General features: G+C 69.9%; 20 protein-coding genes and 1 pseudogene. 1 reads left to right on the top strand and 20 read right to left on the bottom strand.

Annotation, left to right across the window (positions count from 1 at the left end; all coding sequences use genetic code 11):
• Positions 1–146: 146 nt before the first annotated feature.
• From rlmN to rpsB, 6 genes are all read right to left on the bottom strand, one after another.
• The gene (gene rlmN / locus ACWD4J_RS24790; protein WP_451397613.1) at positions 147–1,253 is read right to left on the bottom strand and encodes a 23S rRNA (adenine(2503)-C(2))-methyltransferase RlmN; all 1,107 of its coding nucleotides are present in this window, start codon (positions 1,251–1,253) and stop codon (positions 147–149) included.
• A 112-nt stretch (positions 1,254–1,365) separates the two neighbouring features.
• Positions 1,366–2,520 (bottom strand): phosphatidate cytidylyltransferase, encoded by a 1,155-nt coding sequence (locus ACWD4J_RS24785; protein ID WP_451397612.1) that lies wholly within the window; start codon positions 2,518–2,520, stop codon positions 1,366–1,368.
• Entirely contained in the window at positions 2,520–3,077 is a 558-nt protein-coding gene (gene frr / locus ACWD4J_RS24780) for a ribosome recycling factor (protein ID WP_451397611.1), read from the bottom strand. The genes ACWD4J_RS24785 and frr overlap by 1 nt, the downstream gene beginning before the upstream one ends.
• A gap of 192 nt (positions 3,078–3,269) precedes the next feature.
• On the bottom strand, positions 3,270–4,037 hold the full coding sequence (gene pyrH / locus ACWD4J_RS24775) for a UMP kinase (protein WP_451397610.1): 768 nt from the start codon (positions 4,035–4,037) through the stop codon (positions 3,270–3,272).
• A 177-nt stretch (positions 4,038–4,214) separates the two neighbouring features.
• Positions 4,215–5,051, bottom strand: coding sequence for a translation elongation factor Ts (gene tsf / locus ACWD4J_RS24770; protein WP_451397609.1), 837 nt, complete (start codon positions 5,049–5,051; stop codon positions 4,215–4,217).
• A gap of 207 nt (positions 5,052–5,258) precedes the next feature.
• Entirely contained in the window at positions 5,259–6,185 is a 927-nt protein-coding gene (gene rpsB, locus ACWD4J_RS24765; protein WP_451397608.1) for a 30S ribosomal protein S2, read from the bottom strand.
• Positions 6,186–6,476: 291 nt separating this feature from the next.
• Here rpsB and ACWD4J_RS24760 point away from each other — a divergent pair.
• Positions 6,477–7,106, top strand: a pseudogene (locus tag ACWD4J_RS24760) (peptidoglycan DD-metalloendopeptidase family protein); the annotation flags it as partial.
• Positions 7,107–7,242: 136 nt separating this feature from the next.
• On the opposite strand, the gene ACWD4J_RS24755 reads toward ACWD4J_RS24760, so the two are convergent.
• The 14 genes from ACWD4J_RS24755 to rimM form a co-directional block, all read right to left on the bottom strand.
• Positions 7,243–7,812: a TetR/AcrR family transcriptional regulator gene (locus tag ACWD4J_RS24755; RefSeq protein WP_451397667.1), complete on the bottom strand. Its 570-nt coding sequence runs from the start codon at positions 7,810–7,812 to the stop codon at positions 7,243–7,245.
• A 124-nt stretch (positions 7,813–7,936) separates the two neighbouring features.
• Positions 7,937–8,773, bottom strand: a complete 837-nt coding sequence (gene whiG / locus ACWD4J_RS24750) for an RNA polymerase sigma factor WhiG (protein ID WP_451397607.1) — start codon at positions 8,771–8,773, stop codon at positions 7,937–7,939.
• Between the two features lie 280 nt (positions 8,774–9,053).
• Positions 9,054–10,220 (bottom strand): DNA-processing protein DprA, encoded by a 1,167-nt coding sequence (gene dprA, locus ACWD4J_RS24745; RefSeq protein ID WP_451397606.1) that lies wholly within the window; start codon positions 10,218–10,220, stop codon positions 9,054–9,056.
• Positions 10,217–11,842 carry a YifB family Mg chelatase-like AAA ATPase gene (locus tag ACWD4J_RS24740; RefSeq protein WP_451397605.1) on the bottom strand — a complete coding sequence of 542 codons (1,626 nt, stop codon included), beginning with the start codon at positions 11,840–11,842 and terminating at the stop codon, positions 10,217–10,219. The genes dprA and ACWD4J_RS24740 overlap by 4 nt, the downstream gene beginning before the upstream one ends.
• Complete coding sequence (locus ACWD4J_RS24735) at positions 11,842–12,204, bottom strand: YraN family protein (protein ID WP_451397604.1); 363 nt, start codon at positions 12,202–12,204, stop codon at positions 11,842–11,844. Before ACWD4J_RS24735 ends, ACWD4J_RS24740 begins: the two co-directional genes overlap by 1 nt.
• A gap of 165 nt (positions 12,205–12,369) precedes the next feature.
• Positions 12,370–12,678: a DUF2469 domain-containing protein gene (locus ACWD4J_RS24730; protein ID WP_003965949.1), complete on the bottom strand. Its 309-nt coding sequence runs from the start codon at positions 12,676–12,678 to the stop codon at positions 12,370–12,372.
• 55 nt (positions 12,679–12,733) lie between these two features.
• Positions 12,734–13,246, bottom strand: coding sequence for an NUDIX hydrolase (locus ACWD4J_RS24725; protein WP_451397666.1), 513 nt, complete (start codon positions 13,244–13,246; stop codon positions 12,734–12,736).
• A 34-nt stretch (positions 13,247–13,280) separates the two neighbouring features.
• Entirely contained in the window at positions 13,281–14,036 is a 756-nt protein-coding gene (gene lepB, locus ACWD4J_RS24720; protein ID WP_451397603.1) for a signal peptidase I, read from the bottom strand.
• A gap of 81 nt (positions 14,037–14,117) precedes the next feature.
• Positions 14,118–15,110 (bottom strand): signal peptidase I, encoded by a 993-nt coding sequence (gene lepB, locus ACWD4J_RS24715; protein ID WP_451397602.1) that lies wholly within the window; start codon positions 15,108–15,110, stop codon positions 14,118–14,120.
• A complete protein-coding gene (gene lepB / locus ACWD4J_RS24710; protein ID WP_451397601.1) occupies positions 15,004–16,077 on the bottom strand; it encodes a signal peptidase I in 1,074 nt (357 codons plus the stop codon). Before lepB (ACWD4J_RS24710) ends, lepB (ACWD4J_RS24715) begins: the two co-directional genes overlap by 107 nt.
• Positions 16,070–16,813: a signal peptidase I gene (lepB, locus tag ACWD4J_RS24705; protein ID WP_451397600.1), complete on the bottom strand. Its 744-nt coding sequence runs from the start codon at positions 16,811–16,813 to the stop codon at positions 16,070–16,072. Before lepB (ACWD4J_RS24705) ends, lepB (ACWD4J_RS24710) begins: the two co-directional genes overlap by 8 nt.
• 59 nt (positions 16,814–16,872) lie before the next feature.
• Entirely contained in the window at positions 16,873–17,223 is a 351-nt protein-coding gene (rplS, locus tag ACWD4J_RS24700) for a 50S ribosomal protein L19 (protein ID WP_069778487.1), read from the bottom strand.
• Positions 17,224–17,360: 137 nt separating this feature from the next.
• Positions 17,361–18,194 (bottom strand): tRNA (guanosine(37)-N1)-methyltransferase TrmD, encoded by an 834-nt coding sequence (gene trmD / locus ACWD4J_RS24695; protein ID WP_451397599.1) that lies wholly within the window; start codon positions 18,192–18,194, stop codon positions 17,361–17,363.
• A complete protein-coding gene (rimM, locus tag ACWD4J_RS24690; RefSeq protein ID WP_451397598.1) occupies positions 18,194–18,760 on the bottom strand; it encodes a ribosome maturation factor RimM in 567 nt (188 codons plus the stop codon). Before rimM ends, trmD begins: the two co-directional genes overlap by 1 nt.
• Between the last annotated feature and the right edge of the window lie 91 nt (positions 18,761–18,851).

Here is an 18,851-nt window from a genome sequence, read left to right as displayed (position 1 = left end):
TCAGAGGGTCTGCAGCCCACCGGTTTCCCGGCTGCCGCACTCTCAGCGCTGTGGCGCTCCCCTGTCGGAATATGAAGATGTCGATATGGAGACACCGGACACCGGTGAGGCACCGGCGTGGAGATGTCGGGGCCCAGAGTACCGGTCTAGCGTTCGGACGCTGCCAGCTGTCCGCAGGCTCCGTCGATCTCCTGACCGCGCGTGTCCCGGATGGTGACCGGCACACCGTGCGCCTCGATGGCCGCCACGAACGCCTTCTCGTCCTCGGGCCGCGATGCCGTCCACTTCGAGCCGGGCGTCGGGTTCAGCGGGATCAGGTTCACGTGCACGCGCTTGCCCTTGAGCAGCCGCCCGAGCAGGTCGCCGCGCCACGCCTGGTCGTTGATGTCCCGGATCAGCGCGTACTCGATGGAGATACGGCGGCCCGACTTCGCCGCGTACTCCCACGCGGCGTCCAGGACCTCGCGCACCTTCCAGCGCGTGTTGACCGGTACGAGCGTGTCGCGCAGCTCGTCGTCGGGCGCGTGCAGCGACACGGCGAGGCGGCACTTGAAGCCCTCGTCGGCGAAGCGGTGGATCGCGGGGACCAGGCCGACCGTCGAAACGGTGATGCCTCGCTGGGACAGGCCCAGGCCGTCCGGCTCGGGGTCGGTGAGCCGCCGGATGGCGCCGACCACGCGGTTGTAGTTGGCGAGGGGCTCGCCCATGCCCATGAAGACGATGTTGGACAGCCGTGCAGGACCGCCCGGGATCTCACCGTCCCGCAGGGCCCGCATGCCGTCCACGATCTGGTGCACGATCTCGGCCGTCGACAGGTTCCGGTCGAGGCCGGCCTGTCCGGTCGCGCAGAACGGGCAGTTCATGCCGCAACCCGCCTGCGAGGAGATGCACATCGTCACGCGGTCCGGATAACGCATCAGCACGGACTCGACGAGCGTGCCGTCGAACAGCCGCCACAGGGTCTTGCGCGTCGTGTCGTCGTCGCAGCTGATGTGCCGCACCACCGACATCAGGTCGGGCAGCAGCGCCTCCTGCAGCTTGCCGCGCGACCCTGCGGGAATGTCGGTCCACTCCGCCGGATCGTGCGCGTACCGCGCGAAGTAGTGCTGCGACAGCTGCTTGGCGCGGAACGGCTTCTCGCCGATCCCGGCGACGGCCTCCTTGCGCTCGGCGGGCGTGAGATCGGCGAGGTGCCGCGGGGGCTTCTTGGCTCCGCGGGGCGCGACAAAAGTGAGTTCTCCGGGCTTGGGCATGGTTGTTCCAGTGTCGCAGACATACGGCGCGGGGCCCGCCACCCTGTGGACAACGAGCCCCGCACCGTACGAAACGCAGAGAAACCCCTGGTCAGCGCCTGACTATCAGCCCTCAACCCGCCCCGACGAAGACGACCAACAACAGCCACACCACGGGAGCGGTCGGCAGCAGCGAGTCCAAGCGATCCATGATCCCGCCATGCCCCGGCAGCAGCGTGCCCATGTCCTTGATGCCGAGGTCCCGCTTGATCATCGACTCGCCGAGGTCGCCCAGCGTGGCGCTCGCCGCGACCGCGAGGCCGAGCAGCAGGCCCTGCCACCAGGTGCCGTCGTCGATCAGGAACTCCATGCACAGCGCGCCGGCCGCCATCGCGAACGTCACCGCGCCGATCAGGCCCTCGCGGGTCTTGCCGGGGCTGATGCGCGGCGCGAGCTTGTGCTTGCCGAAGCGCCAGCCGATCGCATAGGCCCCGGTGTCGCTGACCACGGTCAGCAGCAGGAACGTCAGCACGCGCCACGGCCCGTCGTCCGCGGTGAGCATCATCGACACGAACGTGGCGAGGAACGGCACGTAGAAGGCGGCGAAGGCACCCGCCGTGACATCCCTGAGGTAGCCGTCGGGCGGCTCCGTCATGCGCCATACGAGGATGGCGAGCGCGGTGAGCGCCATCGCGACCCAGGCGCCCTCGGCGCCCCGGAGGTATCCGGCGACGACCATCGCCGCGCCGCCGACCGCGAGCGGGACCAGGGGCGCCTTGATGCCCTTGCGCTCCTGAAGCCGCTTGGTGAGCTCCCACAGGCCGACGACGACGGCGATCGCTATGACGCCGACGAAGACGGCCTTGACGATGAACAGCGAAGCGAGGATCACCACGCCGAGGCCGACACCGACTCCTATGGCCGCGCCCAGATCGCGACCCGCGCTCTTCTTCTGCGGTGCGGGGACGGGCTGTGGGGCGCTGGGCATGGGCTCCTGCGGCTTCTGCGGCTGTTGCGGCTGCGTGTTCGTGTGTGGCGTCGGCGCCGCCACCTCGTCGCGGAACAGGGGGCCGCTCAGCCGCGCGGCCCCCCGGTCGTCATCCTGGTGGTCTCCGCCGCTCGCGGATACGTCGGGCACGATGGACATGGGCTGGGTTTCCAGCGGCTGGTGGACGCCATACGCATCGTACGCGGGCCCCGCCGGGGCGGCGCCCGGGACAGGCCCCCGGCCGGAAGGCCCCCCGTATCCGGCTTGTGGTGGCGGCGCTCCCCAGGAAGAGTCGTTCATCAGACCTCGAGCAGCTCTGCTTCCTTGTGCTTGAGCAGCTCGTCCACCTGAGCGACGTACTTCGCGGTGGTGTCGTCGAGCTCCTTCTCCGCACGGCGGCCCTCGTCCTCGCCGACCTCGCCGTCCTTGATCAGCTTGTCGATGGCGTCCTTGGCCTTGCGGCGGACCGAGCGGATCGACACCTTGGCGTCCTCGCCCTTGGTCTTGGCGACCTTGATGAACTCCTTGCGGCGCTCCTGGGTGAGCTCCGGGAAGACCACTCGGATGATGCTGCCGTCGTTGCTCGGGTTGACTCCCAGGTCGGAGTCGCGGATGGCCTGCTCGATGTTGCGCAGGGCGCTCTTGTCGAACGGGGTCACCACGGCCATCCGCGGCTCGGGCACAGAGAACGAGGCCAGCTGGTTGATCGGCGTCAGCGCGCCGTAGTAGTCGGCCACGATCTTGTTGAACATCGCCGGGTGCGCACGGCCCGTGCGGATCGCGGCGAAGTCCTCCTTGGCGACCACGACGGCCTTCTCCATCTTCTCCTCGGCCTCGAGGAGGGTCTCTTCGATCACCACTTGCTCCTGCGTGTCTTGAGTGGGCCCGGCATCCAGTGGGCGGCCGGCTGCGTCGCGTCTCTTTCCTGCACGGTGTCCGACCGGCAGGTCTTTGTCCATCCCCTCACGGGGTCGTCCGGGGATCAAGCCCGGACGCGTACCGGGTTCGGACCCCGGCGCGTCCGGGGTTCAGGCCCGGGCGTCTCCCGATCAGGCCCTGGCGCCCTGGTCGCCCACGAGCGTGCCGATCTTCTCACCCTTGACGGCCCTCGCGATATTGCCCTCCGTGAGGAGTTCGAAGACGAGGATGGGCAGCTTGTTGTCCCGGCACAGGGTGATGGCGGTGGCATCGGCGACCTTCAGGTCGCGGGTGATGACCTCGCCGTAGCCGAGGGCGTCGAACTTCACCGCGTCCGGGTTGGTCTTCGGGTCCGAGTCGTAGACCCCGTCCACACCGTTCTTACCCATCAGCAGCGCCTCCGCGTCGATCTCGAGGGCACGTTGGGCGGCGGTGGTGTCCGTGGAGAAGTACGGCATGCCCATACCGGCGCCGAAGATGACCACGCGGCCCTTCTCCAGGTGGCGCACGGCGCGCAGCGGGATGTAGGGCTCCGCGACCTGGCCCATGGTGATGGCGGTCTGGACGCGGGACTGGATGCCTTCCTTCTCCAGGAAGTCCTGCAGGGCGAGGCAGTTCATGACTGTGCCGAGCATGCCCATGTAGTCGGAGCGGGCCCGGTCCATGCCGCGCTGCTGCAGTTCGGCGCCGCGGAAGAAGTTGCCACCGCCGATGACGACGGCGATCTGGGCGCCGTCACGGACCACGGCCGCGATCTCCCGGGCGATCTTGTGCACCACATCGGGGTCGACGCCCAGTCCCCCTCCGCCGGAGAACGCCTCACCGGAAAGCTTCAGCAGAAATCGGCCGGGCACTTTGCCGTCGTCGCTCGTCTCGCCCTTGTCGGCCCTGGTGGTCATGGAGATCTCCTCATGGTGCACATACCAAGAAGGCCATTGCCGGTGGGGTGTTCGCATCCCATGCTCGGCAATGGCCTCCTCGTCAGCTCTGCTGTCGCCCGTCGCGCACGCGCGCGTGGCGTACGCGGACGACTGCTGTCGACCCTAGCGGGGTCTTCCGTCGATCGCGGTACGGACTCAGATGCCGACCTTGATGCGCGAGAAGCGCTTCAGGGTGACACCGGCCTCGTTCAGGACCTGCTGGACGGACTTCTTGTTGTCGAGCGCGTACGGCTGGCCCAGGAGGGTGGCCTCCTTGAAGAAGCCGTTCACGCGGCCCTCGACGATCTTCGGGATCGCGGCCTCGGGCTTGCCCTCGTTGCGCGTGGTCTCCTCGGCGACGCGGCGCTCGGCCTCGACGACCTCGGCCGGGACGTCCTCCTTGGCGAGGTACTTCGGCGCGAAGGCGGCGATGTGCTGGGCGATGCCCTTGGCGACCTCGGCGTTCTCCTTGTCGAGCTCGACGAGGACGCCGATCTGCGGCGGGAGGTCCGGCATCGTGCGGTGCATGTACGCCAGGACGTAACCGTCGGAGAACTGCGCGAAGCGGTCCAGGACGATCTTCTCGCCCAGGTTGGCGTTGGCCTCGTCGACGAACGCCTGGACGGTCTTGCCGGGCTCGATCTCGGAGGCGAGCAGCGCCTCGATGTCGGCCGGGGAGGTCTTGGCGACGTGGGCGGCCAGGGCGTTCGCGACGGCCTGGAACTTCTCGCCCTTGGCGACGAAGTCGGTCTCGCACTTCAGCTCGACGAGGACACCCGAGGTGTTGTCGTCGGCGATCAGGGAGACGACGGCGCCGTTCTCGGCGGAGCGGCCCTCGCGCTTGGCGACGCCCTTCTGGCCCTTGACGCGGAGAAGCTCGACGGCCTTGTCGACGTTGCCCTCGGCCTCGTCCAGCGCCTTCTTGCAGTCCATCATGCCGGCGCCGGTGAGCTCACGAAGCTTCTTGACGTCGGCGGCGGTGTAGTTCGCCATGAGTCTGTGAATCTTTCTCGAAGTCTGGAAGATCGAAGATCTGCGGGTTCTACGGGGTTCTACGGTGCCGGGATCTCCCTGCGTGTGCAGATCCGTGACTCGCCGCTGATCTACAGGTGAACGGCGGGGGCGATGGGGGTGCCTCCCATGCCCGTGGGGCCATGGGAGAGCTGTTCACCGCTCCCGCCGTCATCAACCCGACGTGGGTCAGGCCTGCTCGGCGTCCGCGGCCGGAGCCTCGGCAGCGGCCTCGACCGGCTGCTCAGCCTCGGCGGCCGGAGCGTCGGCCGGCTTCTCGGCCTCGGCGGCCGGAGCGTCGGCCGGCTTCTCGGCCTCGGCGGCCGGAGCCTCGTCGGCCTTCTTCTCGCCCTCGAGGAGGTCGCGCTCCCACTCGGCGAGCGGCTCGCCCGCGGCCTTCTCGCCCTTGGCCTCGGCGGCGACACCGGAGCGGGCGATGAGGCCCTCGGCGACGGCGTCGGCGATCACGCGGGTGAGCAGGGTGACGGAGCGGATCGCGTCGTCGTTGCCCGGGATCTTGTAGTCGACCTCGTCCGGGTCGCAGTTGGTGTCGAGGATGGCGACGACCGGGATGTTGAGCTTCCGGGCCTCACCGACCGCGATGTGCTCCTTCTTGGTGTCCACGATCCAGACGGCGCTGGGCACCTTCTGCATCTCGCGGATACCACCGAGGGTCTTCTCCAGCTTGGCCTTCTCGCGGGAGAGGACCAGGAGCTCCTTCTTGGTCAGACCGGAGGCCGCGACGTCCTCGAAGTCGATCTGCTCGAGCTCCTTGAGGCGCTGCAGACGCTTGTAGACGGTCGAGAAGTTGGTGAGCATGCCGCCCAGCCAGCGCTGGTTGACGTAGGGCATGCCGACGCGGGTGGCCTGCTCGGCGATGGCCTCCTGCGCCTGCTTCTTCGTGCCGACGAACATGACCGTGCCGCCGTGGGCGACGGTCTCCTTGACGAACTCGTAGGCGCGGTCGATGTACGACAGCGACTGGAGCAGGTCGATGATGTAGATGCCGTTGCGCTCGGTGAAGATGAAGCGCTTCATCTTCGGGTTCCAACGGCGGGTCTGGTGACCGAAGTGGACGCCGCTCTCCAGCAGCTCCCGCATCGTGACGACGGCCATGGCCGTACTCCTTGAGGTTCTCGGTTGTGCCGCGTGTGCCGGACGGCACTCGCGCCTGACGCCCGCTGTGCGCCGTGCCACGAGGGACCGAGGGGCGCTGACACCGGCTTCCTCTTTTGACGGAGGCGCTTGGTGTCGGGGCGTGCGAAGTCGACCCGGTGACCCGGATCGCCACCAGAAGTGTACGGGACCTTGGAGGCACCGGGTGACGCCGCTGTCCACAACCGGCCGGTAGTCCACAGATCCAGGCCATGATCCCCGGGATCCGCAGGGGTGCGACACGGTTCCCGCATGGGATGGACAAGCAGATTGTGGATGGCCGTGGCGGTGGTGCTGGCGGCTGCGGTGGCGGGCTTGCCGACCGCCGCGGCAGGGCCCGCCGCGGCGGTGAGAGGGGTTCAGCGAGCGGCTCCGGGGCCGGGGGGTGCGGCGGCTCAGGGTCGGGCCGGCCCCGCCGACCCGGTACCCGCTGTGGCGGCCCTGTGGCCGGTGGGCGTGCGCCCTGTGGTGGTACGCGGCTGGGAGCCCCCGGCGACGGAGTACGGCCCGGGCCACAGGGGCGTGGACCTGGCCGCTGCCGCCGGGGCACCGGTGCGGGCCGTCGCGCCCGGCCGGGTCTCCTTCGCGGGCCGGGTGGCGGGCCGGGGAGTGATTGCCGTGGAGCTGGACGGCACCGGCGACCCGCCGCTGCGCACGACCTACGAACCCGTACGGGCGCAGGTCGAGAAGGGCGACGAGGTGGCGGCCGGCCAGATCATCGGCACCGTGGAGGCGGGCGGCTCCCACTGCCCGGGCACGGCGTGCCTCCACTGGGGTCTGAGGAGAGGCGACCTCTACCTGAACCCTCTGTCGCTGCTGCCGCCGTGGCTGCTGCACAGGGGGCCGTCACGGCTGCTGCCGGTGGCGGGGGTCCCGCTGCCCGCGGGGGCGCGGTGGGCGGGCCTCCGCGGGCAGCGGCGCCTGCGTCGTACGCCCGAACACCCGCGCCCGGCACTCGGCAGACAGCAGACGGCAGACGGCAGACGGCAGACGGCAGACGGCAGACGGCAGACGGTGGTCAGCCTTGGACACCGCCGTGTACGCCGCGCAGGGCCATCCCCACCGCCGCCTCGGTGATCGCAGCGGGGCTCTCCGCCACGCCCAGCTCGATCCGGCGTACCGCGGCGTCGACGATCCCTTGAAGCAGCATCGCGGCCAGTCGCGGCTCCGCGTGCCCCATGTCGCCCAGTGCCTCCACGATCATGGCGACGAGCCCTCCGTGTGCGGCACGGATCTTCTCGCGGGCCCCCGCGTCGAGTTCGCTCGCGGAGATGGCGACGACGGCCCGGTGGCGCCGGTCGCCGACCAGGGCGAGCTGCCTGCGCACATAGGCCTCGACCTTGCCCTCGGGCGTGTCGGCCTGCCTCATCGCGGACTCGACCTCGGCCGCCCACACGGGGAAGTCGACCTCGCAGAGCTCTTCGACGACGGCGGCGCGGGAGCGGAAGTACTCGTAGACGGAGGACCTCGCCAGGCCTGTGCGCTCGGCGAGGGCGGGGAAGGTCAGAGCCTCCGTACCGCCCTCGGACAGAAGGGAGCGCGCGGCGTCCAGCAGGGCGCTGCGCTGCATCGACCGGTGCTCGGCCACAGAGGCCGCTCGAATCCTTGGCACCCGTCCACTGTACGGACGCCGCGCAAGGCAGGGGAGGCAGCGGTACACAGACGCCGCAGACGTGGCCTCGGGACGATCGGGCGCCCTCCGCACCGCGCCGTCACCGGCCGAAACTGGCCAGTTTCGCTCTCAGCTGGAGGACGGATTTCGTGTGGATCTGGCTCACCCGGCTCTCCGTCACACCGAGCACATTGCCGATCTCGGCCAGTGTGAGGCCCTCGTAGTAGTAGAGGGTCACCACGGTCTTCTCGCGCTCCGGCAGTGTGTTGATGGCCCGGGCGAGGAATCTCCGCAGCTCACGGTCCTCGGCCACCTCCACCGGATTGTCGGCCGCGGTGTCCTCGAGCGTGTCCATGAGGCTCAGGCGGTCCCCGCTCTCGCCGCCCACGTGCAGCAGCTCTTCCAGGGCCACCACGTTCGCCAGAGACAATTGACTGAAAACCGCGTGCAGTTCCTCCACGGCGATGCCCATCTCGGCGGCCACCTCGGCCTCCGACGGCGTCCGCCGCAGTTGCGCCTCGAGCGTGGCGTAGGCCCGCTCCACGTTCCGCGCCTTCTGCCGGACGGACCGCGGAATCCAGTCCAGCGCCCGCAGCTCGTCGATCATGGCCCCGCGGATGCGCGTGATCGCATATGTCTCGAACTTGATCTCGCGGTCGATGTCGAACTTCTCGATCGCGTCGATCAGGCCGAACACCCCGGACGAGACGAAGTCCGCCTGCTCCACGTTGGGCGGCAGCCCTACGCTCACCCTGCCCGCGACATACTTCACCAGCGGCGAGTAGTGCAGGATCAGCTGCTCCCGCAACCGCTCGTCACCCGTCGCCTTGTACGACCTCCACAGCTCGTCGAGCGACGAGGGAGCGGGAGGCCGCACGCTGCCGCGGGCAGCGGTCGGAACTGCCGCCCGGTCAGACCCGGAGGTGTGCTGGGGCATTCGTCGCCTTGTGCCGTTCTGCCGTGAACTGTGGGCCGGGCTGTGCCGGCCCGATTCTCAAGTAAGCATCTGAATCGGAGTCCTGAGCCGGAATCCTCGTGAGCGTAGCGTGACTGTGGTGTCGCGGTGCGCGAAGGCCAAGAGATCCCCCGCACGCAGGAACGTTCCGCCGCGCGTCCCGCAGAGTCACGCCCGTCGCAGTGCGTGACTGCCACAGAACGCCAACTGCGGTAAATCCCAAGGACATCCAGTGGACACAAGGCGAGCGGGGCACACTCCGTCACGAAAAACTGGGATTCGGAGAGACCGGCACGACCGCCTGGCGTGTCAACTGCCAGCCATCGCCGTGTCGTTCGACGAACCCCAGTGACCTGAGTTCGTACAACCTGGCGACTGCGTCATCCACGCTCGTGCCCGCCCCGCGGGCGATGTCTCCCACGGCCGCGGCCTGCCGGGCCGGCAGCGCGGACAGCACCCGTGCCGCGCCGGGATCGAGCAGGTCGCGCGGCAGAACCGGGCCGCGACGCTCCGGAGCAAGCTCACCGATGTCCCCGACGAGCTCGATCACTTCTGCGGCGTCCGTGACAAGGACCGCCTCCCCGCGGAGCAGCTCATGCACCCCGGAGGAGAGCCCGCTGGTGGCGGGACCCGGCACCCCCATCGTCGGGCGGCTCATGCGCTGCGCACTGCGTGCGGTGACGAGCGCACCGCTGCGGTACGCCGCCTCCACGACGACGGTGCCCCGGGTGAGCGCGGCGATCACCCTGTTGCGGAGGATGAACCTGCTGGGCGTGGGATGGTCGCCGGGCGGCAACTCGCCCACGACCAGTCCCTGTTCCGCGATGCGCCCGATCAACTGGGTGTGGCCACGTGGATAGGGCCGGTCGACCCCGCACGCCAGCACCGCGACGGTCGCCCCGCCGGCCCCGAGCGCCCCGCGGTGCGCTGCGCCGTCCACTCCGTAGGCACCGCCGGACACCACGACCCAGCCGCGCTCGGCGAGCCCGGCGCTCAGGTTCGCGGCCATGTGCGCGCCGTACTCGGTGCAGGCGCGCGCTCCCACGACCGCGACGGAACGCAGCGCCCATATCCGCAGCGAGGGCCGGCCGCGCACCCACAACCCGACGGGCCGGGTGTCCCCCAGGTCGTCCAGCTGCGCCGGCCACTCCACATCCCCGGGGCAGACGAACCGTGCGCCCGCTTCCCGCGCCACGGCCAGGTCCCGCTCCGGACACGCATGGGCGGCCCGCGACCGCAGCCCCGCCCAGCGCTTCAGGGACACACCGGGCAGCGGCTCCCCGCCGCCGACGATGCACCGCACCACAGACACGGCCCCGAACTCCCGCAGCCACCTGCCGCCTGCCTCGTCCCCGGGCTCGATGATCCGGGTGAGGGCGACTCTGGCCAGCCGCTCGTCGTCCGTCACGGCGCCGCCGCCCCCGCTCATCGCGAAACGCCGATCGCCATCGGTACCCCTCGTTGAATCCCGGTGCGCAGCTGCAGCGCCAGCGCCACGTCGCCGGCATCAGGACGGTCGTGTCCGGCCAGGTCCGCGATGGTCCACGCGACCCTGAGGACCCGGTCGAGTCCGCGGGCCGTCAGCAGACCGCGCTCGAGATCGCGCTCGGCCTCGGCCATTGCCCCGGGCAGGGCCCGCCATCTGCTGCGCAGCTCGTGCCCCGGCACCTCGCCGTTCGTTCGCCACGGAGTGCCCGCGAGTCTCGCGGCCGAGCGCTCCCGTGCCGCGCGCACCCGCTCTGCGACGGTGCGGGTCGACTCGCCCTGTGCCCCGGCCGCCGTCAGCTCGGAGCGGGTCACGCGCTCGACCGGCACTCTCAGGTCCACCCGGTCGAGCAGGGGGCCGGAGAGCCGGGCCTGATAGCGGCGGATGACGGAGGGAGGGCAGTCGCACCCGTCCCCCGCCACCGTGAACCTGCCGCACGGACAGGGGTTGGCGGCCAGAACCATCAGGAACTTGGCCGGCAGCCGCACCACGCCCGCGCTGCGCGCGATCACCACATGACCCGATTCGAGAGGCTGACGCAGGGCGTCGAGGGCGTGGCTGCTGAATTCAGGGGCTTCGTCCAGAAACAGCACGCCTCGATGGGCGAGCGACACGGCGCCGGGCCGGGCCACTCCCTGGCCGCCGCCGACCAGTGACTGCATGGTCGCCGAGTGGTGCGGGGCGCAGTAGGGCGGGCTGTCCACCATCGGCTTTCCCGGCGGCAGCATGCCGGCGACCGAGTGGACCGCCGTCACCTCCAGGGACTCCTCCCTGGTCAGCCTCGGCAGGATGGCCGGCATCCGCTCCGCAAGCATCGTCTTGCCGGCTCCCGGAGGCCCTTGCAGGAACACATGGTGCCCGCCGGCTGCGGCGACTTCCATCGCCGTACGTGCCGACAGCTGGCCCACGACGTCCGCGAGATCGTGACCGTGCTCCTGGTCGACGGCCCCGATGCCGCTCAGGCCCGTCCCCAGGCCCGCGCCGGGCATGCACAGACCCGCGAGCAGCGGATCGGGGCGGCCCTCCTCGTCCGGCTCCTCCTCGGGCACCGGCTCGTCCGTCAGCACCGCGATGAGCTGCCGCAGGCTCCGCACACCCAGCACCGAAAGCCCGGGAACCAGCATGGCCTCAGCCGCCGTGCACTCCGGGACCACCACCTGTTCGTAACCCGCGTCCGCCGCAGCCAGCACGGCCGGCAGGACGCCCCGCACAGGGCGGACCCGGCCGTCCAGACCCAGTTCTCCGATCATGACGATGTCGGAGAGCACCTGTGGATCGATCCGCTCGGCGGCCCCGAGGACGGCGCAGGCGACGGCCAGATCGAAGCCGCTGCCGCCCTTGGGCACCGAGGCGGGGCTGAGGCCCACCGTGAGTTTCTTCTGCGGCCACTCCGCGCCCGAGTTGACCACCGCGGCCCTGACCCGGTCCCGGCTCTCGGAGAGGCTCTTGTCGGGCAGGCCCACCAGCGTGAACGCGGCCACGCCAGGTTCCAGGTCCGCCTGCACCTCGACGACCACGCCCTCGACGCCCACCAGCGCCACCGAGCACGTACGCGCGAACCCCATCAGGCCGCCCCCCGCACATGCTCGACCACCGCGGCGCCCCGGCCGGGCAGCACGACCCCCACGAGATCGATGCGCACCCCTCCGGGCGGCGCGCCCCCATGGGCGTGGATCCATCGCTCGGCGAGGCCGCGCAGCCGCTCGGCCTTCACCGGCGTGACAGCCGCCATCGGATGCTCGAAGCACCCCGCTCTGCGAGTCTTCACCTCGCAGACGACCAGGACGTCACCGTCCCTGGCCACGATGTCGATCTCGCCCGTTCTGCCGCAGCGCCAGTTGCGCTCCAGGACCGTCATCCCGGCCTCGGACAACCGCCGTGCTGCCAGGTCCTCGCCGTACCTGCCGAGTGCGCTTCGTGCGTTCATGTCGGCACCACCTCCGGCGCCAACCGTCACGCATCCGCCTCCACCTATTGGATCTTGGTGGACAACCCGGCGGTTGTGGATAACTCCGTCACCCGCCCGAGGGGTTCTCCTCGGTCCGCATCACCGGCAGCGGCGGCACGAGCGGCATCCGCAGCATGAGCGGACTCACCCGCCCGGGAGCTCCAGGTCGCTCTTGTTCAGCTCTTCGATGTTCACGTCCTTGAACGTCAGGACCCGTACCTGCTTGACGAACCGGGCAGGCCGGTACATGTCCCACACCCAGGCGTCCGCCATGGACACCTCGAAGAACACCTCGCCCTGGACCGAGTGCACCTGCATCTCGTAGTCGTTGGTGAGGTAGAAGCGCCGTTCGGTCTCGATCACGTATTTGAACAGACCGACGACGTCGCGGTACTCCCGGTAGAGCTTCAGCTCCATCTCGGTCTCGTACTTCTCGAGGTCCTCGGCGCTCATGGCATGTTCCCCTTCAGCCGTGCGTCCCCCTATTGTCCACCAGCCCCGCGGGCCCCTAGACGATTTCGGTGTCAAGAACCTCGGGCCGGTCAGGAGGACCCTCGTCGAGCAGTCTGCGAAGCAGCCCGGCGAGCTTGGTCGGATACACCGTCTCATGTGCCTCGGTCAGTTCCTGGCACGTCCACCAACGGGCTCCGGCAACGCTGCGCCGCTCCAGCTCCGTGAGCCCGGCCGCCGTGGTCGCCGTCTGCGCCGTACGGCCCAGGTAGTACCACTCGTCCTGGTTCCAGCGCTGCCCGGCGAAGGGGAAGGAGCAGGTCCGCTGCCACAGCACCGGCCCCAGCTCGACCTCCGTGATGCCAGTCTCCTCCGCGAGCTCACGCCGTGCCGCCTGCTCGCGGGTCTCGTCGCCCTCCACGCCGCCACCGGGCGTGAACCACCAGTCGTCCGCAGGGTCGCCCGGCTCGTGACCGTGCAGCAGCAGGATGCGGTCCTGCGGGTCGAGCAGCACGACGCGTGCCACCTTCCGCAACGGCCCCGGCTCCCCACGCCCGGCATCGCCGGCCATGTCCGGCTCGCCCTTGCCCGATCCGGCCCTCACCTCAGCGGACACGCACAGGCTCCCTCCGCCCGGCACCACTGCGACCACGGCTGCGCCCCAGACGCGCGGCCAGCGACCCGAACGCGGCGCCGCCCAGCACGAGCACGGCCCCCGCCGCCACCGCGGCGAGCATGAGCCGCAGCGGTCCCTGCTGGGAGATACCGCCGGGCAGCGCCTCGAAACCCGTGGGCCGGGGCAGCATGCCGCCGACCGGCCAGGCCACCGCCTCGACGCGGGCGGCCACGGCGCTGCGCGGCACGGATCCGCTGCCCACCTCCTGGAGGTGGGCGGTCGAGTCCAGCGAGCCGCTGCGCTCGTCGCCCAGCAGGAAGAGCCGCCCCTTCGGCACGGTGATGGCCGGAATCCCGTTCAGTTCGGCCGCGGTGCCCTTGGCGAGATACGGCTCGTCGATCTCCTTGCCGTTGACCGTCAGCTTGCCGTCGGTGCAGCAGGCGATCTTGTCGCCGCCCACCGCCACCACCCGCTTGACCATGGGCAGGTCGCTCCAGGAGGCCTGGTTGAAGACGACGACGTCACCGCGCCGGACCTCGCTGCCGTCGATGCGCTGCGCCAGGACACGGTCGCCGGCGTTGATCGTCGGGGTCATCGAGTCGGTCGGCACGGTGTACGGCTGGTACACGATCGCGCCCCAGGCGAACCCTCCGAGGAAGAGCACACAGCCGAGGGCCACGGCCAGCCCCGACAGCACGCTGCCGAGCCGGCCGTGGCCCTCGCCTGTACGACTTGTCCTGCTCATCCCAGTGCTCCCCCAGGTCGGAGACTCGACCTCGCGGCACGGCGTCCGGACCGCGGAAGATCGGTGATCTGGGACGGCACCCTACCCGGCGGTACGCGCGCCAGAAACCCCGGAGTTACCGAAGGCAACCCGCCTGCGCCGCCACACCACGAGCGGCACGGCGCCCGCCAGCCCCAGAGCCCCCGGAGTCGCCCCCAGGGCGGCGCTCAGGCCCGGCTGATCGAAGGTGTCGGGAACCGGCAGAGTCGCCCAGCGGGTGGGCGGCCAGGCGATCACGACGGCACGGCCCACGACGTTGTCCACGGGGACGGCTCCGCCGCCGGAGTCGTTCTGGTGATAGCGGGAGTCCAGCGAGTTCTGCCGGTGGTCGCCCATGACCCAGATTTTGCCCTTGGGTACCGTGATCTTGAACTGGCCGCCCTGGTCGTCCACGCTGCACGGGGTGTTTCCCGCGTAGACGTACGGCTCGTTCAGCGCCTTGCCGTTGACCTTGAGCGGGCCCGTGCCCTCGCACTCGACGGTGTCGCCGCCCACGGCGATGACCCGCTTGATGAGGTCCTTCTCCTCGGCGGACGGCATCAGACCGATCCAGCCGAGGAACTTCTGCACCGGGTTCGGCGTGGGGGTCGGCTCGCCCGCCAGCCAGTTGTCCGGGTCGTGGAAGACGACGACCTCGCCGCGCTCCGGCTCCGAACCGAACCACGGGGTCAGCTTGTCGACCAGCACCCGGTCGCCCCGCTGCAGAGTGTTCTGCATGGAGTCCGAGGGGATCGAGAACGCCTGCACAAGGAAGGTCTTGATCAGCAGCGCGAGGACCAGCGCGATGCCGATGAGCAGCGGAAGCTCCTTCCAGAAGGAGCGCGGCTTCTTCGGCTGCCCGCCATGGCGGCCCGAGCCGCCGGGACGACCGCCGCCTCCGCCCTCGCCGCCGTTCCCGTCGTCGCCGTCACCACCGCCGCCGCCGGTCTCACTCCCGGGGATCACGCCGTCTGCCGCACCCGGTCGACCGGGACGACCTGGCTGATCCTCCGGGCCGTCGTGTCCGGACCGTGCGCCGACCGCCAAATCCCCCACATCCACTCCTCACTCCGTGCCGCAGCCTGCGTCCCATGCGACGCAGGCCCACCACTCCCATAACGAGCGGGAGTTCCGCAGGGCTCGGGAGCGGGATCAATCCGTTGAGATCCGCGGACGCCAGCCTATGCGACGGCCCGAGCGCGGTGGTCGATCCGCTGCTCGCGTCGGGCACGGATGCGTACGTCTCCGGCTCTTCCAGTCTGCGCCAGTGGTTCACGGGCCACGCGATGACGAGGGCCCGGCCGACCACCTCGTCCTCGGAGACGGTTCCGCTGAATGCCTCGTCCTGGTGGTACCGGGAGTCCGCGGAGTTCCCCCGGTGGTCGCCCATCACCCAGAGCCGCCCCTTGGGGACCTGCACCTCGAACTCCAGCGCCGACGGCTTGTCGCCCGGGTTGATGTACGGCTCGCTCAGCGGCACGCCGTTGACGGTGACCCGCCCCTGCGCGTCACAGCACTTCACCGTGTCTCCACCGACCGCGATGACACGCTTGATCAGGTCCCGGTCGTCGGCGGAGGGCAGCAGGCCGATGAAGGTCAGCCCCTGCTTGATCTGCTTGACCACCACGGGATCGTCCGTCTGCTGGCTCTGCTCCCCCTTGAGCCACTCACCGGGGTCCTTGAAGACGACGACGTCGCCACGCTGCGGCTTCGCGCCGAACCACGGGGTCAGCTTGTCCACGAGCACCCGGTCGCCGATCTTGATCGTCTGCTCCATGGAGCCCGACGGGATCACGAAGGCCTGCACGAGGAACGTCTTCAGGACGAGGGCTATCAGCAGGGCGACACCGACGAGGAGCGGGATCTCCTTCAGCGCGGAGCGTTGCCGGCGCCGCTTGACCTTGCGTGCGAGCTTGCGCCGTTCGGCACGGCCGGGCAGTACGGGGCCGCTGGTGGGCCGGGACCCGGTGGGCAGCCTGGTGTCGCCGCGGTGGTCGGCGCGCGGACGTCCGCGGCTACCCATGCGCACCGCCGGGAGCGGGCACGCGCGCGAAGACGTCCGGATGCCGCAGAGAGGTCCATCGGTCGAACGGCCAGCCGATCCAGTCGGCTCGTCCGATCACGTCGTCGACGGGGATCATGCCGCCGCCGGGCGATCCGAGGTGGTCGCGGGAGTCACTGGAGTCGCTGCGGTGGTCGCCGAGCACGAAGAGTCTTCCTTCGGGTACGACGACATCGAATTCGACCTGCGAGGGGGTGTCTCCCGGGTAGAGGTACGTCTCGTCCACCGACCGGTCGTTCACCTCGATCCTCCCCTGCTTGTCGCAGCAGACCACATGGTCTCCCCCTACGCCCACGACCCGCTTGATGTAGTCGGCGTCGCCGAAGTACCCGGTGCCGTCGAAGACCACGACGTCACCGCGGAGCGGCTCAGCACCGAAACGGTACGCCAACTTGTTGACGAGTACGCGGTCCCCCACCCGGAACGCGGGCTGCATGGAGCCGCTCGGGATCTGGAACGGCTGCATCACAAACCGGCTGAGAAGCAGCAGAAAGACCAGGCAGAGCAGCACGGTCAGAGTGAAGCGTCCGCCGGGCAGCCACTGCGTGATCCTGCCCACCAGCGCGGTGGGCCCCGTCGCGGTGGGCCCCAACGCAGAGCGCGACCGGCCCTCCGGCCCCTCGGGATCCGAGATCTCCTCGGACTGGGAAGGGCGGGAGGAGCGGTCGCGCTCCGTCGGCTGTTCTGCGGTGTCCATCGGGGCCAGATGGTATCCGGCCCCGCTGTGACGTCCGCTTACGCCTTGTTCGCGGGAGCTCAGCTCTCGCGCTTCTCCTTGATCTTCGCCGCCTTGCCGCGCAGGTCGCGCAGGTAGTACAGCTTGGCGCGGCGCACGTCACCGCGGGTGACGAGCTCGATCTTCTCGACGATCGGGGTGTGCACCGGGAAGGTGCGCTCGACGCCTACGGAGAAGGAGACCTTGCGGACCGTGAAGGTCTCACGGACACCGGAGCCCTGGCGACGGATCACAACGCCCTTGAACTGCTGCACACGGGAGCGGTTGCCCTCGATGACGCGGACGTGGACGTTGACGGTGTCACCCGGGCGGAAGGCCGGGATGTCGCTGCGCAGCGACGCGCTGTCGACGGAGTCGAGCAGGTGAGACATGATCGTCTGCTTTCTTCGCTGATGCCACAGGTCATCAACGGGATGTCGTTGATGGGAGTACGAGTGCCGCGGCCGTCGGGGCGGGCGTCGTGTCCCCCTGTGGCAGGGGCGCACGCCGGACGGCGCACAACAGCGGCCTATTCTTCCACGGCCTCTGGCCTGCGCCAAAATCGCCCGTGCGGCGCCCCCTCGGGGTCCGGTGCCCACCCCAGGATGGAGAGCATTTCGCGGTCCTTCTTGTCGAAGGCCGACGGGTCGCAGCGCTCGATCAGGTCGGGCCGGTTGCGCGTCGTACGCCGCAGCGCCTCGTCCCTGCGCCATCGCGCGATCTTGCCGTGGTGCCCGCTGAGCAGGACGTCCGGGATGCCGCGGCCGCGCCACTGGGGCGGCTTGGTGTAGACGGACCCCTCAAGGAGGTTGGCCATGGCGCCCGGAGCGAAGGAGTCGTCGCGGTGGGACTCGGCGTTGCCGAGCACGCCGGGCAGCAGCCGGGCCACGGCCTCCGTGACGACCAGGACGGCAGCCTCGCCGCCGGCCAGCACGTAGTCGCCGATGGACACCTCGTAGACGGGCATCCGGGTGGCGTACTCGTCGATGACGCGGCGGTCGATGCCCTCGTACCGCGCGGGCGTGAAGATCAGCCAGGGACGCTCGGAGAGCTCGACGGCGAGTTCCTGGGTGAAAGGGCGTCCGCTGGGGGTGGGGACGACGAGGACGGGTCCGCGGGAGTCCGTCTCGTAGCCGTCGGCGAGTATCTCGTCGAGTGCGTCGCCCCACGGCTCGGTCTTCATGACCATGCCCGGGCCGCCGCCGTACGGCGTGTCGTCGACCGTGTTGTGCCGGTCGTACGTCCACTGCCTGAGGTCGTGCACGCGGACGTCGAGCTGCCCACGCGCGCGTGCCTTGCCGACCAGGGAGACGTTCAGCGGTTCCAGGTACTCGGGGAAGATCGTGACGACGTCGAGCCGCATTACGCCTCTTCCCGAGACGAGGCGCTGTGCCCATCAGCGACTTCGTTGCGGTCCGCCTGGTCGTCGATCAGGCCGGGCGGCGGGTCGATGACCGCGCGCTGTTCCTCGAGGTCGATCTCGGTGACGATCTCCTCGACGAACGGGACGAAGACCTCGCTGCCGTCCGGGCGCTCCACGACGAAGAGGTCCTGCGAGGGCAGGTGCGAGATCTCAGTGATCCGGCCGACCTCCACGCCGTCCTTGGTGACCACGTCCAGATCGATCAGCTGGTGGTCGTAGTACTCGTCCTCGCCCTCGGGCAGTTCCTCCGGGTCGACCTCGGCGATCAGGAGTGTGTTGCGCAGCGCCTCGGCGGCGTTGCGGTCGGCCACACCCTCGAAGCGCAGCAGGAGGCGGCCGCTGTGGACGCGGCCCGTCTCGATGGTGAGCGGTCCGGTGGCGGCCGGGTCGGTGGCCAGGACGGCGCCGGGCGCGAGCCGCAGTTCCGGCTCGTCGGTACGTACCTCGACGGTGACCTCGCCCTTGATGCCGTGGGCGCGGCCGATCCGTGCGACTACCAGCTGCACTGTGCTTGATCTCCTGTCGGAACGACTGCGAGCCGAAGACGGCTCATACGGCTACGGGCCGGGGACGGCCCAGTGGCCCTCCCCGGCCCGA

Source organism: Streptomyces sp. NPDC002577, assembly GCF_053594815.1.
This window is presented reverse-complemented; position numbering and strand designations above follow the sequence as displayed.

What these genes read in the sequence shown, in the direction of transcription:
- rlmN (WP_451397613.1), bottom strand. Translation starts at nt 1,253, where the DNA reads ATGCCCAAGCCCGGAGAACTCACTTTTGTCGCGCCCCGCGGAGCCAAG.
- ACWD4J_RS24785 (WP_451397612.1), bottom strand. Translation starts at nt 2,520, where the DNA reads ATGAACGACTCTTCCTGGGGAGCGCCGCCACCACAAGCCGGATACGGG.
- pyrH (WP_451397610.1), bottom strand. Translation starts at nt 4,037, where the DNA reads ATGACCACCAGGGCCGACAAGGGCGAGACGAGCGACGACGGCAAAGTG.
- tsf (WP_451397609.1), bottom strand. Translation starts at nt 5,051, where the DNA reads ATGGCGAACTACACCGCCGCCGACGTCAAGAAGCTTCGTGAGCTCACC.
- rpsB (WP_451397608.1), bottom strand. Translation starts at nt 6,185, where the DNA reads ATGGCCGTCGTCACGATGCGGGAGCTGCTGGAGAGCGGCGTCCACTTC.
- whiG (WP_451397607.1), bottom strand. Translation starts at nt 8,773, where the DNA reads ATGCCCCAGCACACCTCCGGGTCTGACCGGGCGGCAGTTCCGACCGCT.
- dprA (WP_451397606.1), bottom strand. Translation starts at nt 10,220, where the DNA reads ATGAGCGGGGGCGGCGGCGCCGTGACGGACGACGAGCGGCTGGCCAGA.
- ACWD4J_RS24740 (WP_451397605.1), bottom strand. Translation starts at nt 11,842, where the DNA reads ATGGGGTTCGCGCGTACGTGCTCGGTGGCGCTGGTGGGCGTCGAGGGC.
- ACWD4J_RS24735 (WP_451397604.1), bottom strand. Translation starts at nt 12,204, where the DNA reads ATGAACGCACGAAGCGCACTCGGCAGGTACGGCGAGGACCTGGCAGCA.
- ACWD4J_RS24730 (WP_003965949.1), bottom strand. Translation starts at nt 12,678, where the DNA reads ATGAGCGCCGAGGACCTCGAGAAGTACGAGACCGAGATGGAGCTGAAG.
- ACWD4J_RS24725 (WP_451397666.1), bottom strand. Translation starts at nt 13,246, where the DNA reads ATGGCCGGCGATGCCGGGCGTGGGGAGCCGGGGCCGTTGCGGAAGGTG.
- lepB (WP_451397603.1), bottom strand. Translation starts at nt 14,036, where the DNA reads ATGAGCAGGACAAGTCGTACAGGCGAGGGCCACGGCCGGCTCGGCAGC.
- lepB (WP_451397601.1), bottom strand. Translation starts at nt 16,077, where the DNA reads ATGGGTAGCCGCGGACGTCCGCGCGCCGACCACCGCGGCGACACCAGG.
- lepB (WP_451397600.1), bottom strand. Translation starts at nt 16,813, where the DNA reads ATGGACACCGCAGAACAGCCGACGGAGCGCGACCGCTCCTCCCGCCCT.
- rplS (WP_069778487.1), bottom strand. Translation starts at nt 17,223, where the DNA reads ATGTCTCACCTGCTCGACTCCGTCGACAGCGCGTCGCTGCGCAGCGAC.
- trmD (WP_451397599.1), bottom strand. Translation starts at nt 18,194, where the DNA reads ATGCGGCTCGACGTCGTCACGATCTTCCCCGAGTACCTGGAACCGCTG.